The organism is Candidatus Defluviilinea proxima, from assembly GCA_016721115.1.
Lineage (GTDB): Bacteria > Chloroflexota > Anaerolineae > Anaerolineales > Villigracilaceae > Defluviilinea > Defluviilinea proxima.
The window spans coordinates 1046124-1062290 of sequence record JADKIW010000001.1 but is presented as its reverse complement, the minus strand read 5'-3'; the positions used below and the strand labels follow the sequence as shown (position 1 = coordinate 1062290).

At 47.7% G+C, this 16167-nt stretch carries 15 protein-coding genes; 6 read left to right on the top strand and 9 right to left on the bottom strand.

Annotated features, from left to right (window positions below; translation table 11 throughout):
- Window positions 1-73 precede the first annotated feature (73 nt).
- On the bottom strand, window positions 74-1744 hold the full coding sequence (locus tag IPP66_05005) for a universal stress protein (GenBank protein MBK9924634.1): 1671 nt from the start codon (window positions 1742-1744) through the stop codon (window positions 74-76).
- A gap of 122 nt (window positions 1745-1866) precedes the next feature.
- On the opposite strand from IPP66_05005, the gene IPP66_05000 reads away from it, so the two are divergent.
- From IPP66_05000 to dnaN, 3 genes are all read left to right on the top strand, one after another.
- The gene (locus tag IPP66_05000) at window positions 1867-2340 is read left to right on the top strand and encodes a hypothetical protein (GenBank protein ID MBK9924633.1); all 474 of its coding nucleotides are present in this window, start codon (window positions 1867-1869) and stop codon (window positions 2338-2340) included.
- A gap of 99 nt (window positions 2341-2439) precedes the next feature.
- A complete protein-coding gene (locus IPP66_04995) occupies window positions 2440-4332 on the top strand; it encodes a hypothetical protein (GenBank protein MBK9924632.1) in 1893 nt (630 codons plus the stop codon).
- Between the two features lie 124 nt (window positions 4333-4456).
- Complete coding sequence (gene dnaN, locus IPP66_04990; GenBank protein ID MBK9924631.1) at window positions 4457-5590, top strand: DNA polymerase III subunit beta; 1134 nt, start codon at window positions 4457-4459, stop codon at window positions 5588-5590.
- A gap of 86 nt (window positions 5591-5676) precedes the next feature.
- On the opposite strand, the gene IPP66_04985 is transcribed toward dnaN, so the two are convergent.
- The 7 genes from IPP66_04985 to IPP66_04955 all read right to left on the bottom strand — a co-directional run bounded on the left by IPP66_04985 (window position 5677) and on the right by IPP66_04955 (window position 11717).
- Window positions 5677-6924, bottom strand: a complete 1248-nt coding sequence (locus IPP66_04985) for a GAF domain-containing sensor histidine kinase (GenBank protein MBK9924630.1) — start codon at window positions 6922-6924, stop codon at window positions 5677-5679.
- 44 nt (window positions 6925-6968) lie between these two features.
- Window positions 6969-8420: a glycosyltransferase family 39 protein gene (locus IPP66_04980; protein ID MBK9924629.1), complete on the bottom strand. Its 1452-nt coding sequence runs from the start codon at window positions 8418-8420 to the stop codon at window positions 6969-6971.
- A gap of 131 nt (window positions 8421-8551) precedes the next feature.
- Window positions 8552-8776, bottom strand: a complete 225-nt coding sequence (locus IPP66_04975; GenBank protein MBK9924628.1) for a DUF4177 domain-containing protein — start codon at window positions 8774-8776, stop codon at window positions 8552-8554.
- Window positions 8777-8785: 9 nt separating this feature from the next.
- On the bottom strand, window positions 8786-9571 hold the full coding sequence (locus IPP66_04970; GenBank protein MBK9924627.1) for a CPBP family intramembrane metalloprotease: 786 nt from the start codon (window positions 9569-9571) through the stop codon (window positions 8786-8788).
- Window positions 9572-9626: 55 nt separating this feature from the next.
- On the bottom strand, window positions 9627-10277 hold the full coding sequence (locus tag IPP66_04965; GenBank protein ID MBK9924626.1) for an SdpI family protein: 651 nt from the start codon (window positions 10275-10277) through the stop codon (window positions 9627-9629).
- A 29-nt stretch (window positions 10278-10306) separates the two neighbouring features.
- Window positions 10307-11194, bottom strand: a complete 888-nt coding sequence (locus tag IPP66_04960) for a slipin family protein (GenBank protein ID MBK9924625.1) — start codon at window positions 11192-11194, stop codon at window positions 10307-10309.
- A 106-nt stretch (window positions 11195-11300) separates the two neighbouring features.
- Window positions 11301-11717, bottom strand: coding sequence for a GntR family transcriptional regulator (locus tag IPP66_04955; GenBank protein ID MBK9924624.1), 417 nt, complete (start codon window positions 11715-11717; stop codon window positions 11301-11303).
- Window positions 11718-11958: 241 nt separating this feature from the next.
- Between IPP66_04955 and pdxS the strand changes: the two genes are divergently transcribed.
- The 3 genes from pdxS to IPP66_04940 all read left to right on the top strand — a co-directional run bounded on the left by pdxS (window position 11959) and on the right by IPP66_04940 (window position 14534).
- The gene (gene pdxS, locus IPP66_04950) at window positions 11959-12846 is read left to right on the top strand and encodes a pyridoxal 5'-phosphate synthase lyase subunit PdxS (protein ID MBK9924623.1); all 888 of its coding nucleotides are present in this window, start codon (window positions 11959-11961) and stop codon (window positions 12844-12846) included.
- A 75-nt stretch (window positions 12847-12921) separates the two neighbouring features.
- Window positions 12922-13500 carry a pyridoxal 5'-phosphate synthase glutaminase subunit PdxT gene (gene pdxT, locus IPP66_04945; protein ID MBK9924622.1) on the top strand — a complete coding sequence of 193 codons (579 nt, stop codon included), beginning with the start codon at window positions 12922-12924 and terminating at the stop codon, window positions 13498-13500.
- Between the two features lie 98 nt (window positions 13501-13598).
- Window positions 13599-14534: a hypothetical protein gene (locus tag IPP66_04940; protein ID MBK9924621.1), complete on the top strand. Its 936-nt coding sequence runs from the start codon at window positions 13599-13601 to the stop codon at window positions 14532-14534.
- Window positions 14535-14540: 6 nt separating this feature from the next.
- Here the strand turns inward: IPP66_04940 and IPP66_04935 are convergent, their stop codons facing one another.
- Window positions 14541-16073 (bottom strand): hypothetical protein, encoded by a 1533-nt coding sequence (locus IPP66_04935; protein ID MBK9924620.1) that lies wholly within the window; start codon window positions 16071-16073, stop codon window positions 14541-14543.
- Between the last annotated feature and the right edge of the window lie 94 nt (window positions 16074-16167).

Sequence of the window (16167 nt, the reverse complement as noted above, 5' to 3'; positions counted from 1 at the left end):
AAACTCCTTATACATGGGGTAGCGCAAGTATATCAAAATCAATATGTTCGACACCCCGCTGGAGTATTGTTCGTCAACGGCAGATAAATGTGGGAATGTTCGACTCTCTCAACATGTAATCGAGCGCGCTCCCCACAAAGACTTGTTCCAAAATGGAACCGCCGTGACTTCCCATAAGGACCAAGTCCACCTTCTTTTCGCCGGCAGTTTGCTTCAAAGAGTCCATGGCGCCTTGCTCGCTGAGAATATATTCCGCTTCCACTTCATGGAATTCAAGATAACGACGGACGTAATCCTGCGCATCTGCTTTGACCTTGGAACCATCGAGAGCGGTGTACACGATCAATTCGGTCTTCCACATTTCTGCGAGGTACGTTGCGATGAACAACGCTTCCTTAGAAAGGTCAGTGCCGTCATACGCAAGCAAAGCACGCCCAAACTGCGTAGCCTTCTGCGGGACAGTCAACAACGGGCGCGATGAATTCGCGATGATCGTACGGAATGGGGATGTCAATGCTGAAACACCGGCGCCCGGCGGGTTCATGATCTTCACAACGATCAAGTCCGTCAGCACGGCACGTTCACAGATCCTTTGTGTAACATCGCCGATATCTATGGCAAGGCTTCCCTCCACACCGGCATCCTTGCAGGCTTGATCGAAACGCACCTTGATGCGCTGTGCATCTTCGCCTTCAGCGTCATCTTTTGTAGACACAATGTGCAAGCCGTGCAATTTGGCATCCTCACGCCGGGCAATGACAACGGCCTGATCGAACGCATCCCAACTCTCTGCATATCCGCTCAAAGGGACGAGAATATCAGCGAAGAGGTGATCGGTGTAACGTGTAACAGTACGGGCCTTGCGCCAATTGCCGGGTTCGGTCTTGACGCTTCTTTCTAATATCAAATCTGTTGCAGCGATATCAGACTGGACCTCCCACCCAAGCTCATCCTGAATGGCGGCGCGGTTTTCCGAGATCCATATGTATAGGTCTGTGATGGTACGACCGGGGAACCAATGCAACAGGCCTCGGTCACGAATGGCTTCAGCGAGGGGAATAAACATTGTGTCGTACCAGTATACGGCGGCGTCCTGAAGCGATACTGTCACATCCTGTTTGCCTTGCTCTTGCAACATGTACTGACATACATCGATCTGGCCGATCAACTTGTCATATTGACAACAGGATGTGACGCTTAAATCTACATTTGGGCGCGACTCATTCAAACGTGTAACACTTAGAAAATCGACGTACTCGGCCTTGATGATAAGGTCATCGGGTTTGACATCGGGCGTGAGTGTAATGTCGGTTTGAAATTCAATGATATGCGCTTCAATGGATGGGAAGCCCTCCTGCCGCGCAATGGATACGCGATGGTTGCCATCCACTACGAAATACACCTCCCCCACTTTATATACTTCAATGGGCGGCAATCCAGAGCCATCTTCCATGGCGGCTTTGACACGCACCCAGCGCTCCTGATCTTCCATGCGGCACGGCAGAAAGGTACGTGTGAAATCAGTGTAACGGCCCACACTTCCCACAATGGCGTTGAGGGGAATATGCTGAATACCTCGCTCCGTGCGGGCACGTAACTTCAATTTTTCGGCGACTTCTTCATAAGAAAGGAGCTGATTCGACTTGCCGGTGACACGTGCCAGCACTTCCTGTATGGAAGCGCGTTGTTGTGCGGACTGAAAATCCTGAATGGCGGCCTGGAGACGGTAAGGATTATCGGGCATGAAAGATAGACCTTTTCTGGAATGAGTATACTGGTAATGTAACTGTTATTCAAGCGGGAAACTATTCCGCTTGTGTTTTCGTCATAAAAACTATACAATGATTTTGAACATCGGAGGTACTCATGAAACAAGATCGGTTTTTGACAGGTATTTTGATAGGAATCGGGGCATTAGTAGTGATCGCTCTCGTAGTCTTCTTCACAAGGAAAGACACCCAAACATATATTGGAGAAGATACACCTGAGGGCGTAGTGCATAACTATGTGTTGGCCATATTGAACAAGGACTACGAGAAAGCCTACGGCTACCTCGCCGACCTTGAGTACAAGCCAACCTACGAAGAATTCCACCGTCCGTTTTTGAACGGGTACGTAAATCCGGACACCACAGCTGTAGATGTAGGCCAATCAGAGATCAGCGGCGATGACGCCTCGGTGGAAGTTTCGCAGATCTACAACCAAAGCGACCCATTCTCCTCTGGTTATCGTGATACACAACGCGCTATTCTCGTAAAACAGAACGGCTCATGGAAGTTGTCTTCGATGCCCACCTATAACTTCTGGGATTACAGCTGGTATCAAGAAGTGCCGAAATAATTCCGCGCTGAGCGGAGTAAATGGCACTCGTAACGCCATGAACATAGTTGATGCCCTTCGACTGTGCTACGCTCCGCTCAGGGCGGAAGGAAAAATATTATGAAATCTATTCGTCGTCTTTACTTTTACCTCGTTGCGTTCATCAGCATTGAGATCGTTGTGTGGGGGCTGGTCGGTTTGCTTCGCTCGATTGTGGATCAAACGATTTCAGGTGGGGCCGATGCGTTAGCAACAGCGTTGGCATTGATCCTTGTAGGTGTACCTATCTTCCTTATTCATTGGCTGTGGGCGCAACGCGTCTCTGCGCGTGAAGAGGAAGAGAAAGAAGCCGCCATTCGCGCGGTCTTTCTGTATGCCATATTGCTTGGCACCCTCATTCCCGTTGTACAAAACTTTTTGTCGTTCATCGACCGTGCTCTCGTGCAAAGTACAGGGCTTGGTATAGCGCGCGCCTTTAGCATCTTCCGTGAACAGACTCTCGCCGATAACCTGATCGCCATTCTCATGAATCTGGTGGTCGCGGCCTATTTCTGGAATGTTCTGCGCGGTGAATGGACAACACTACAAGATAAAAAGAACTTCTCTGAAGTTCGCCGTTTATATCGCTACATTTGGATGCTCTATGGCCTGTTGATGACAATCTTTGGTGCACAACAAATTTTGCGTTTCCTCTTTTACATCCCCGGTGATATTTTGGGAGAGATGGGACGTGAGGTGGTCGTCAACGGAACTGCCTTGCTCCTCGTTGGCACTCCGGTGTGGGTGTACTCGTGGCGCATCATTCAGGACTCGTTGGCTGATCCAGCGGAAATGGGCTCGAACCTACGCCTCGGCATTCTCTACGTCCTTGCCCTGGGTGGTGTCATCACCGTTGTAACCACATCGGTGCTGGTGGTAGATACCATTGTCACACGCTTGTTCGGCGCAGATTGGACCGCACAATACTTCGTGCAACAACTTGGTGGACCCATCTCGGTCGGTGTGCCGCTAGGAATGATCTGGGCATACTATGGATATTGGCTGAACCGTCACATCGAAGCGGTTGGTGATAAGGTTCGTCAGTCAGGGATGAAGCGCTTGTATAACTACATCCTTGCGTTTATTGGGTTGGTCGTTTCGTTCATCGGCGTTGCAACCCTGCTCGCGTTCATCATCGACATGACAACCAGCGAGTCCTATTTGATAAGCGCTGGAGCCCGCTCTGGATTGGCTTTTGCCATTTCGATGTTGGTGGTTGGCTTACCGCTTTGGTTGCTAACCTGGCGGCCCATGCAAGCTGAAGCTTTGGCACAAGGTGAATTGGGCGATCACGCGCGGAGGTCAGTGCTTCGCAAGACTTATTTATATCTTGCGTTGTTTACCTCTGTCATTGGCGGGATGGGCACAGCGGTGGGTTTAGTCTATCAACTCATCCGCGTTGTGTTAACCGGTAACACAGGAAGTGATTTCCTAAACACACTGCTCAATCTTATTCAGGTGTTGTTCCTGTTCGTCGTGGTACTCATCTATCACTGGAATGTTTTGCGAGCAGATGGCACATCCACAGCGAATACGTTGGCTGAAAAACAAAGTGCATTCTCGGTATTGATCGTCGACTCAGGGAATGGGATCGTGGATGCGATCAAAGCCGCGTTGATAAAATCTGGAGCGAAAGTTCAGGTGACGGTCACAACTCCTGACAAACAACCGGAAGGGACTTTCAGCGCAATGATCGTGAGCGGTGCGGTGACAGTAGATGCCCCAGCGTGGATCAGGTCATTTAGCGGGAACAGGATCATCGTCCAGAATGAAGCGCAGAATCTCGTGTGGGCAGAGGATGCGGCGCAGGCGGCAGAATCAGCGCAGAGAATGGCCGAGGGGCAGGAAGTCCAAATAAAGAAACAAACGCGTTCAGGGTGGGTAATAGTGGTATATGTGTTCGCGGCGTTGTTCACATTGCAACTGTTATTCCTGTTGCTGGTATTTGGGATTTCGCTGGTTACTGGGTTCTAAATTCAGTAGGTCACGCTTGGTTTCGGTATGTGGCGCTTTGCGCCACTACTCAACCACCGAAGCGTGACCTACTTGTTTTAATGATGTAAAATAAGAGGGTTATTCATTAACGAGGAGACGCACCATGAAAGTGACTGTCCTTCAAGAAAATTTAGCCCGTGGTTTGGGAACCGTTTCAAAAGCCGTCTCGCCGCGCAGTACATTGCCTGTGTTGGCGAATGTGTTGATCGCATCAGACGAGGGACGCCTGCGCCTCTCGGCCACGAACCTTGAATTGGGAATCACCTGCTGGATTCCCGCCCGTATTGACGAGGAAGGTTCAACGACCGTGCCTTCGCGTACGTTCAACGACCTGGTGAGCACACTGCCGAGCGATCAGGTGATGTTGAAGCTCGATGTAAAGACACAAACCTTGAATGTGCGCGGTGGTACATCCACAAACGATATCAAGTGCATTGATGCACAAGAATTCCCGCCGTTGCCCGTGCCTGATCTCGATGGTGCGGTGCAAATCAATTCTGGTGACTTTCGCGAGATGATCCATCAGGTGGTGTTCGCCGCATCAACCGATGAGGCACGCCCTGTGTTGATGGGTGTACTCGTGCAAGTAGAAAAAGACAAGTTGACAATGGCCGCCGCAGACGGATTTAGACTCTCCGTCCGAAAAGCGGTTCTTTCCACGCCCGTGCCTGCTCCGGTTTCGGCGATCATCCCAGCTCAAGCTTTGAAAGAATTGGCACGCGTGGCCGGTGATGGCGAAGAGCCGATCTACATGGTGTTACCCAAGGGACGTGGTCAGGTGGTCTTCCGCGTGAAAGATGTGGAAGTTGTGTCACAGTTGATCGATGGTACATTCCCTGATTTCAATCAGATCATCCCTCGCTCTTACAAGTCACGCACTTTGGTCTCAACCGCTTCGTTGCTGAAAGCATGCAAGCAGGCTGAGATCTTTGCGCGCGAAGGCTCGAATGTGGCACGTTTCAATATCAAGAGCGCGCAGGGCGAATTACAACCCAGCGAAGTAGAAATCTCTGCTACATCCGAAGAGACCGGCAAGAACGAAACCATCGTCGAAGCAACAGTGGATGGCGGCGGGTTGCTGATCGCGTTCAACGTGAAGTTCTTGCGCGAAGCGTTGGAAGTGATTCGAACCCCCAACGTTGCGCTGGAAACGTCCGCGCCGAATGCGCCAGGTGTGGTCAAACCTGTAGGTGAGGATGATTACCTGCACGTGATCATGCCGATGCATCTAGGTTAGTCCACTAGTCGTTAGTCTGTTAGTCAAAAGAAGAAGCGCCTTGTCGTAAAGACAGGGCGCTTTTGATTTGTGCTGTAACTAGTTCTCTACGCTTTTGGCAATATAACCTTGAGGGTTGTCCCTGTACCAAGACCTTCAGACTCGGCCCAGATCTTTCCACCTTGTACTTCGATCAGACCTTTTGCGATGGTGAGACCAATGCCAAGGCCGCCATAGTGACGTGTGTTAGGAGGTTCGATTTGATAGAACTCTTCGAACACTTTTTGTAGTTTGTCCGTGGGAATGCCGATGCCATTATCTTGTACCCAAGCCATAACTTTGTCACCTTGTTGCACTGCGCCAATAACGATCGCTTTCCCTTCAGGCGAAAAGCGGATGGCGTTGTTCAACAGATTTACAAATGCCAATGTTGTCTTTTCCTGATCCACGTTCACGTAGATGGGATCATCGCCGAAAGCATAGGTCAATTCCAGATTACGTCTTGCGGCAGAATACAAAATCTCATCACAGGCGAAATTCAAAACATCCTGAATAGAAATCTTTTGCGGGCGTAACTGCATCTCGTCTGCTTGCAAGAGAGTCAGGTTATTCATTTGGTCGAGCAACGACCGCATCTGTGATGCCGCATTCAGCACTTGTTGCGCGTGATCAGAAAGTTCGCCTTGGGCATCCTGCTGTAAAAAGGTCGCATACCCGATAATGATACCTAATGGGGTCCGCAGTTCGTGTGAAGCTAAAGCAAGGAAGTTGCTCTTGATGTTATTGGTTTCCCTGACCTTTTCCAAAGCCAGTTTTGTTTGGCGTAATAACCGCGCGTTATTAATCGCAATGGCAGCATGCGCGGCAGTGACGGAAAGGATCGCTACATCGCGGTCTGTGAATTCACCTTCACGTTTATTGATCGCTTCCAACACGCCCATCGTCCGATCTTTTATAGGCATGGGAACACCGAGCAACGTCCGTGTTTGGAATTTGACTTGATCGGAAACGAGGGAATAATGGCGCGGGTCCTGCTCCACGTTATTTAGGATCATCGGCTGATTCGTACGGAAGATCGTCCCTGCCAGACTGTTCTCGATAGGCACAGGGATCTTTGCCAGCTCCGCCGGGTCTGAACCCGTGGCTGCGGCAAAATACAAACGCGGATTCTTTTCGTCATACAACAAGATAGATGACGCTTCACAATCGAGAAGTTCCGTTGCGGTGGCGGTGATTTGCTGAAGCAATTGGTCGAGGTCAAGTGTGGAGTTGAGCGTGACACTCAATTCCACAAGACGTAATAATTGATTCTGCCGCCCTTCCAAATCGCGAAGTTTTCCAGTGTTTGTATTCATGGATATAGTCTACCGATTTTAGGGACAATATTCAAGTATCAGTTTTATTTCAATATTTCGTAAACAATAAATCTTCGGTTTTCGTAAACGTTCTTTAGAGGAATCCCACACTCATCTATTTGATCGGGCAAGATTTGGCTATTGTCCCATTTTTTATGAAGGGATACATAGTCTCCATCACGCAGGTAACGACATTCGATCACTCGCATGGAATATCGCCCCGTGAACAAACTCATGGCGCGTGGCTTGAAGAAAACAACGACGCTGTCAGGCGATGTATTGTCTCTGATGAAGTTGAACATTTCATCGCTGTATGCATCGAACGGACCAGCGCTATCCCTGTTTGCTCGCAGGTTTGTGTATGCACCTACGCTTGATATAAAGAGGAACACAACGGACACAACAATCCAAAAAGTATAAAAGATCGTTGTCCCGGTTTTGCGAAGAGATATTGGCAGACGGGCAATCGATGTCTTCATTCCCGAAAACACAAAATACACGTATATGGGCAACAACGGAAAGATAAACCTCTCTCCCTGCCAAAAGGGCCAGGTGATAAGAAAGAGCATCCAGATAACAAAGAAAAAGAGCAAGTGCTTGTCATCCTTCCATGTTGTCCATGCGCCGATCAAGAAGAAGATAACAGTGACCCAATACAATATTTGCCAAGCCCAATGGTCACCGAAAAAAGAACTAAATAAAACTGCATACCGCCCGACAAACTCTATAACAGTCTTTAATTGAAATGCACCGTATTGCGCAAAATAAGATCCGCCCTCACCGGGAAACAACAAGGCCGTGGTCAACCACACCAACGCAAATGTAAACGTAATAACGAGTACATGTTGAACAAGCATCTTAATGTTGTTCAGGTCACTCTTATTCTTTCTTGCATTCCACGTGAGTGCTACGATATAGCCAGGCAAAAGTAATATCCCTTGTTTGCGGATGAAGAAAGCAAAACCAATAGAGAGTCCGATCCAGATGGAACCAGCTACTGTGAATCGTTTGTCCCTTGATAGGAACAACAATGTCAATGTTGAGAAAAACAGAAAGGGTATATCAGAGACAATGTAATCGAGAAAGCCGATCAGCATCGGGTTGAAAGCGAATAAGGAAACAATGAGCAGGCTTTCGGTCGGAGTGAAGCGGCTCTTCATCCAAAAATATAAACAAACTAAAAAACCAGCGAAGAAGAACAATGCGGGCAATTTCAAAACAATGGGGTGTACACCGCGTAAAAGATATGCGGGAACAAGGATTAGTGGATATCCCCATGGATAAGCAATTGGCCCAATATATCCAAAAGATTTATTCACGGTAAATGCATTGTGTTGCATAAACGTTTGTATCGTGCCATTAGAAACACTTTGCGCCTGCATAATGTAAGATGCAAAATCATCGCCCCAATCCTGTCCACGGGTAAGTGTTGCCAACCCAAGCGCAAGACTCAATAGAATAATGACAATCAAAATTGGATTGCGTATTGTTTGCATGTTTCAATTGTATCGTTAATGGAAATAGAACATATGTTCTGTTTTGTGCAAATAAAAATATCCGCCCATTTACGAGCGGATATAAAACACGTTTCGAACTTATCTGTTGTTTGATACAGCTACGACAAAGTTTATCCCATCTGAGGCATAGACCGTGCACGACGTGCTTGTTCTGTTAAAGGTCGTTTAGCAACGATGGTGATTTTGCCACTACCTTCAGGCGTAAACACATTGATCACTTCCCACCCTTCTTCGCCCCACTCATCCAACGTAGACTGTACGATTTCATCTTTTGTTCCAAACATGCTACCAATCGTTTGAACACGATATTCCCATTTTTTGATTTCATCGTTCATTTCAATCTCCTATAAAGCGAGTAATACATGTAAGACGATATCAGCAGAGAAATGCGCAATCATCGCAGATTCAAGTCCGCGAGTTTGATAGAGCCAGCCAAAGATGACGCCGCCAACTGCGTTCAGCACCACGGTACGAACCACAACAAGCGTTGTAAGTGGAACAAGTGTTGATACAGCAGGCAAATGCCCAAGACCGAACAAAATTGCCGCGAGAATGTTAGCAACCCAAAAGATGGTATTTGTCGGTTTGCCTTCGGATGTCTTGCTGATGAATGAACCAAGCCACGCCAGCAAAGACATGACAAACAGCCGCAACAGAATCTCTTCGCCAATGCCGCCGTAGAATGATGCAAGGAATCCTTTCCACACTGCGGGTTGTGTAGTTAGATTTAGCGCGTTGGCTTTATCACCAAGTTCCTGTACCAACATGGGTTGAAAGATAAAACCTAAACCGATGATAAAGAGCGATGCGACGATTCCAAGTCCAACACTAATGGGCAGGATGGCAGAGAATTTGTCAGCATAGGATTCGCCGCTCGCAACTGAGTCAAGTATCGGTGATGAAAGACCGATGCGCTCCATCAGAATCAATCCAATGAAAATGAGGACGGCAAAGAGAATGCCAGTTTGAAGAGTCTGAAGTGCAATCAGCGCAGGAAGTGATATGGGTAGGTCAAGTTGTGTGATAAGTCCCGATTGCAATTCCAGCGAATAAGGTAGTACAGCTAATGTGGCGAGAATCGCCGCAAGCCATAAGATAAAAAAGATTTTCCAGTTAATGAATGTTTTCATATTGTCTCTTTTGTTTCACGTGAAACGGAGCAGGGGGAGCCTGCTCCGTTTTTGGTTATGCCTTTGATTCTCTTTGATACAACACATACGAGTAGATGAGCAGAAAAATCGTCGACCCAATTAGTGGGACAAAGAGGAACCAAAAGGCCGTTACGCCACCAAAAATTCCTCCGATAAACGTCAGCACGCCAGAAGCCATGAAAAGCACAGCACCTAGCTGGTGGGTCTTGTCCCAGACAGTGTCACTGCTCAAAGTCCATGGTGTGCGGATGCCGATGAAGAAGTTCCGCTTTGCCTTACGAAGCATGAAGCCAATAAACACAAAGAGAAGTCCCATCGCAGGTAACATGGATGTGCTCATCTTGAAATCGGTATAACCGAGACTCCAGGCTAAAGTTAATCCGTGAATGTAAAGCATAAACACCACGATCAAAATAACGAACAGGTTGAACGCTTCGCGAAATTGGGCGATGTTTGCCTTGAGCGGATCAATGTTTGGCGTAACAAGGAATAACACAGACATTCCCAGCACGATAAGCGGCATCAGAAACACACCCCAGAACTTGGGCATATAACCATTCACTTGGTCATTGATGTCCCAATGTGAGGCCATTTGGTCAGGAAGTTTGTTCCAGAGCAATAATCCTGCAAGCACTGCGGCTACGATCAGGATCAAAACGATAACAGTAGTATTACGAGTAGACATTCATTCTCCTTATTACTTATATTCTTTCATCACGACTCTTGCTTCGGCAAATTGTTCTGTGCCAGTGAGACCATACCACTCAAACTGCCGAGATTCATCGTGTCCACTGCAGAACTTGGCACGATCACAAGCGCGCCTTTTTCTTTCAAGCCTTCGAAGAGCATGTTCATTGCGCGCAAGTGCAAGGCTGTGGGGTTATTGATATACGCTTCTGAAGCCTTTGAAAACGATGCAGCAATTTGCTCTTCCGACTCACCGAGAATGACGCGTGCCTGGCGTTCACGCTCAGCCTGTGCCTGCCGAGACATGGCATCTTCCAGCACTTGCGGAATGACAATGTCACGGATCTCGACCGATTGCACAGTGATTCCCCAAGGCGTTGTACGCTCATCAATGATGTGCTGAAGTTCTTCGTCAATCGCCGAGCGTCCCACAAGAATATCCGCCAGCATCATTCGTCCAATAATGTCCCGCAATGCGGTTTGCGCTGACCATGAGATCGCAGATTGATAATCTTTCACTTCGAGCGCAGCTTTCTCCCCATCCCACACAACCCAGAACAATACAGCATCTACATCAACAGGAACCGTATCCTTCGTCAGAGTCTTTTCTGCTGAGAACGAAGTAACGATCACACGATGATCGATCCATGAGGAAGCCGTATCCACCAGCGGGATGATCCAAAACAATCCTGGACCTTTCAACCCATGGAATTTTCCCAATCTCAGCACCACGGCCTTTTCCCATTGATTCGCCACTTTCAAGGCAAACAAAATGTACGAGCCGATCAGTGTCCAACCGAGCACCCAGGCACCAAGCACTGCATCACTGAGTTTGCCATCACCAAAAATTGCTCCAAGTATGGCGATCACCATCGTCACACTGAACATGGTTCCAGCAATCGGCGGAATGTGCATATCAGCCTGTTGTGTTTTTTTCTTTTCCATCGATGACTTTATAAATTTTGTATCCATTGCTTTCTCCTTTTATTTCTATTGATGGACCATAACCATCACTATATTTTTATTCTGCGGACTTATTCGATTCGCTCCAAGCTTTGAGTTGGTCGCTAACCATTTGCCTGATCTCACTCTTTGAGAAATCCAATCGCATGGCTTCGCTTATATATCTTTGTGTCAACGCTTCCAAAGTTTCTTTACGTAATTTATCGCTGACATTCGGCGGCGGGATCTCAGTGATGTATGTACCGCGTCCTTGTTGTGTAGATATGATGCGGGCTTCATCGAGTATGCGATAGGCACGAGCCACTGTGTTGAAGTTAACCCTCAACTCTTCTGCCAATGCACGGACTGTTGGCAACTGGTCACCTGGCTTGAGAATTCCGCTAACGACCTGAGCCTGCACCTGATTGACGATCTGTGTATAGATGGGTAACCCCGAGCGGAAATCTGTTTGAAGGATCAGTTTCTTATTTGCCATACATTGTCCTTTGGGATTATTGTACTAATTGTATTATTGACTGAATTGTATCCCTTAAGGTGGTTTTGTCAAGATGCTTGCAGATAAGGAGTAAAAGCCTAAAGTGGCGCTTCGCTCATCGAAACAGAATCAACTTTCGGCTGGGAATGAGGCGTTGTATCAGCGTGGTAGAATCTCGTGCGTAAAGATCAAGTCAGCGCGTGGATAAAACTCCATGCGAAAGAAATTCAAGGAGATAGAAATGGAAGTTAAGACTGGTACATGGACTGAGAAAAAAGGGTTGGCGCAAATGCTTAAGGGCGGCGTCATCATGGATGTGGTGAATGCCGAGCAAGCTAAGATCGCGGAAGATGCGGGTGCGTGTGCGGTGATGGCACTGGAACGTGTGCCTGCTGATATTCGTGCGGATGGTGGTGTGGCACGTATGTCTGACCCCGATATGATCTTGAAGATCATTGATGCGGTGACGATCCCTGTGATGGCAAAATGCCGCATTGGACATTTTGTTGAGGCGCAGATTCTTGAATCGTTAGGCATTGATTACATCGACGAATCTGAAGTGTTGACACCTGCCGATGAAGAGCATCATATTTTGAAGCACAACTTTAAAGTTCCGTTCGTATGCGGATGCCGCAATATCGGTGAGGCATTACGTCGTATTGGTGAGGGCGCAGCGATGATCCGCACCAAAGGCGAAGCAGGCACAGGCGATGTAGTGGAAGCGGTTCGTCATGCACGTTCGGTGATCGGTTCGATCCGCCAATTGCAAACGATGGGCGATGAAGAGTTAATGGCGTTCGCTAAGAATAATGGCGCGCCCTATGAACTCGTGAAAGAGACAAAGGAACTTGGACGTATGCCTGTTGTTAATTTTGCCGCGGGCGGCGTTGCGACTCCTGCTGATGCGGCATTGATGATGCAACTTGGTGTGGACGGTGTGTTCGTTGGCTCTGGCATCTTCAAGAGCGGTGACCCTGCCAAACGCGCGAATGCCATCGTCAAGGCAGTGACGCATTACAAGGACGCATCCATTCTCGCAGAGGTGAGCAAGAATCTCGGTGAGGCAATGGTTGGGCGCAATACATCGGCGATGCCTGAAGCGGAAAAACTTGCAGGACGTGGCTGGTAAATATTCAGCTGTTAGCGATTAGTGTTTGGCTTTTAGCCTGCTAATCGCTAACAGCTACATGCTGACAGCTAACTTATGAAAATCGGTGTCTTAGCTTTACAAGGAGATTTCTCCGAACATATCGCGATGCTCAAGAAATTGAAAGTGGATGCATCCGAAGTACGCTTGCCCAAACACTTAGACGGTCTCGATGGCCTTATCATTCCTGGTGGCGAGTCCACAACGATCGGTAAGCTGGCAGTTGCATACGATCTGATGGAGCCGTTGAAGCAGTTCGGTCAACGCCATGCGATCTGGGGAACATGTGCGGGCGCGATCTTTATTTCAAAAGATATAAGCCGCGACCAACCTCTATTGAAGTTGATGGATATTAAAGTTCAGCGCAATGCATTCGGTCGACAGATCGATTCGTTTGAAACAGATCTGGATATTCCTGAACTCAAACAAGCCACCAATTCGGATTCACCATATCATGCAGTCTTCATCCGCGCACCGATCATTGAATCAGTGAGCGGAGACGCAAAGATTCTCGCCTCGGTTTCTGACGGGAGGATTGTTGCCGCTCAACAAGGGCATCTCCTCGCTACATCCTTTCACCCCGAGTTGACAAACGATACGCGCTTCCATGAATACTTTTTGACATTGGTTGATTAACACTATCCCGTCATTGCGAGGGTTGAGATGCGACAGCATCGAAATCCCGAAGCAATCTCGAACTATGCAAGAAGATTGCTTCGCCCTTTGGGCTCGCAATGACATATAATTTAAACATGTCCATTCGTCCGCTTGCACTTTTGGATCTACCCTATATCTACAGCTTCCGCGATGAAGCCGTGGGACTTGATACCACGCGGATGTTGACTCGCGGTAACCCGTTGGGAGCGGCAGGATTGTTCTCTTACGTAAACCCTGCACGTCATATCTATTCTGCGATTGCAAACGGCGAAAAGGATTCAATTCTCGGGGGAGTTATCCATACACGGGACGATACGTTCGCAAAATTGTATTACCTTGCTCCATCTTCTCAGCTCAATCATCCTGAACTTCCGTCCCTGATCGATGAGCTTTCCTCTCAGGCAGGGGCTTGGGGCGCATTTCACGTCCTTGCTGAAGTGGACGAGACCAACGACGCATTCATCGCATTACGAAAGTCTGGTTTTTCAGTGTATGCCTGGCAAAGGATGTGGGATATCTCTGGAATAGCTGAAACAGGTTCAATATCAAATTGGACTCGTGTCAAATCCATTCACTTGCCTTCCGTGCAGAGTCTATATAGTCAAATCGTCCCGCCATTGTTGCATCCAATAGAACCACAGCCTAAAGCCGCCATTGGCTGGATGTGTAATGAAGGTGCAAAATGTTACGTGAGCGTGACTCATGGAGTGCATGGAATTGTCTTGACCCCGCTCATTCATCCTGATGCAACAAATGTCAGCGAAAAACTTTCAGCGTTGATCAGTAATCTTCCAGATCGCCGCAATAGACCTGTTTACATTTGCGTGCGTTCGTATCAGGCTTGGCTCGAACCTGTCCTTGCGGACCTTGGCGCCAAGGCCGCAGAACGACAGGCGGTGATGGTAAAGCATTTGGTTCACATGGTGAAAGATGCATCATTGGCACGTGCCACTCAGCCTGCGGGAGTGAGTATCCAACCGAGTAGGGTAAGCAAGATTGATGGGAAGAAATAGATCAATTTAATGATCGGGTTTTAGCATATCGTAATCTATCAACCATGACCAAATTTTTCCATGAACAGGAAGGGTTTGCGCTAAAAATATAAGGAGTGCGCCAATGGCTTTATTGAAAAAGATAAGCATGGTCAATCCTATTGTGAAAAACATCAACCATAGAACAAATTGCAAATACGGCTGAGGGATGGGGCTACCAGATAGTTTTCTCCAACGGTTAAGTGTAAAACGAGCTCGCCAAATCAATATACTTCCACAAACAAGATAGAACAGAATTCCAAAATATACTGAAGCAGGGATATATCCACCTGTAGGAACTTCGTCTTCAACGATCGATTGACGCGTCAAGCTGAACAACAAAGCTGTTTCTCCCACATATGGCGCATCGGACAGATTTGAAAACATGCGTGGACCTAATAGCGTACCATCTGGCAATGGCCAGGAAGCGGCAAGCGCTTCTGCACTCAAAGGATAAGCCTGATCGAAGCGGCCGTATGTTCGCGTTGTGCCAATACCAAAAGCGCTGGCGGCAGTTCCATATCCGCCCATAACAGGACCCGCATCCACATCAATGAACCAATCGCCGTTGAGAAGTTCTTTTGAAAATTCGCGAAAGCCAGCCGTTGCCCATTCCCTTTGCCAGAAGTGATAATCGTAGCTTGTATACCAATCCTTTGCCGTATCTTCCCAAAGTTGTGGCGCCCATATCAGCATGAACGTGATACCTACGCCACGCGCAGGACCATATCCCTGACCAGTACGTGAGTTCGCTGTATAGGTGGGCAATCCTGTAAGTTCATCTACAGCATTACCTTGAAAGGCACGAACAGACCTTCGGACAAATTCAGAATGATCTGTACCAAGCACTGCATCAGCACGGTGAATTGCCGCGATGGCAGGCAGAATATCCACTGGGTAGCATTGACCAGGGTAATCATCCAGCAAACCGTAAGGAGATTGGTCAAGTTCATTCGCAAGCGAATTAGTTTGTTCTCGTAATAATGATTCGTATTTGTTGTCATCTGTAAGTTTCTGATAACTGGTCAACCCGCTAATCAGTAACATGCGATAGAAAAGATTTTCACGTGAAAGATAATCTTCACCCCAATATTTCTTAACCCAACCCGCATGATTCGGGTCGCTGACCAATGCGGCAGACGCTTCGATTGCTCCGCGGGCATATTCTTTCGGCGCTGTCCGCGATAACGAAGGATCTTTTTCCCAGGCTTCCTGCAACGACTCGGTTGCCCACAGATAAAAGACTGTACCAAAGACAGGCCACTCTGTTCCTGAAATATCCTGAAGGCTCATTTCAGCAGCTTTGCCCGAAGCGATACGTTCACGGGCCCACTTTTCATACTTTGTCGAAAGGGAACGATGCCAATTGTAGGCAAATCGCGGTGGAGTATCGCCTGTCTTCAAACCAGGGTCATTTAAATCACGAAGGATGGTTACAGCCGGGTAAAAGAAAAAGTAAAAAGCCAACGCAACCAACAAGATGGAATTTATATAAATAGGCCAGATCAGTTTCTTTTCCATTTGAAAATATCTCCCGTTTGACTGACAATTTGGGAAGATATTACCATAACCAATTAACTGCATCTGAATTGTCTAAGGGAATTTTTATTTCTCG

Bases quoted from the DNA above. Each gene is read 5' to 3' on its own strand.
- IPP66_05005 (MBK9924634.1), bottom strand. From the start codon at position 1,744: ATGCCCGATAATCCTTACCGTCTCCAGGCCGCCATTCAGGATTTTCAG.
- IPP66_05000 (MBK9924633.1), top strand. From the start codon at position 1,867: ATGAAACAAGATCGGTTTTTGACAGGTATTTTGATAGGAATCGGGGCA.
- IPP66_04995 (MBK9924632.1), top strand. From the start codon at position 2,440: ATGAAATCTATTCGTCGTCTTTACTTTTACCTCGTTGCGTTCATCAGC.
- dnaN (MBK9924631.1), top strand. From the start codon at position 4,457: ATGAAAGTGACTGTCCTTCAAGAAAATTTAGCCCGTGGTTTGGGAACC.
- IPP66_04985 (MBK9924630.1), bottom strand. From the start codon at position 6,924: ATGAATACAAACACTGGAAAACTTCGCGATTTGGAAGGGCGGCAGAAT.
- IPP66_04980 (MBK9924629.1), bottom strand. From the start codon at position 8,420: ATGCAAACAATACGCAATCCAATTTTGATTGTCATTATTCTATTGAGT.
- IPP66_04975 (MBK9924628.1), bottom strand. From the start codon at position 8,776: ATGAACGATGAAATCAAAAAATGGGAATATCGTGTTCAAACGATTGGT.
- IPP66_04970 (MBK9924627.1), bottom strand. From the start codon at position 9,571: ATGAAAACATTCATTAACTGGAAAATCTTTTTTATCTTATGGCTTGCG.
- IPP66_04965 (MBK9924626.1), bottom strand. From the start codon at position 10,277: ATGTCTACTCGTAATACTACTGTTATCGTTTTGATCCTGATCGTAGCC.
- IPP66_04960 (MBK9924625.1), bottom strand. From the start codon at position 11,194: ATGCACATTCCGCCGATTGCTGGAACCATGTTCAGTGTGACGATGGTG.
- IPP66_04955 (MBK9924624.1), bottom strand. From the start codon at position 11,717: ATGGCAAATAAGAAACTGATCCTTCAAACAGATTTCCGCTCGGGGTTA.
- pdxS (MBK9924623.1), top strand. From the start codon at position 11,959: ATGGAAGTTAAGACTGGTACATGGACTGAGAAAAAAGGGTTGGCGCAA.
- pdxT (MBK9924622.1), top strand. From the start codon at position 12,922: ATGAAAATCGGTGTCTTAGCTTTACAAGGAGATTTCTCCGAACATATC.
- IPP66_04940 (MBK9924621.1), top strand. From the start codon at position 13,599: ATGACATATAATTTAAACATGTCCATTCGTCCGCTTGCACTTTTGGAT.
- IPP66_04935 (MBK9924620.1), bottom strand. From the start codon at position 16,073: ATGGAAAAGAAACTGATCTGGCCTATTTATATAAATTCCATCTTGTTG.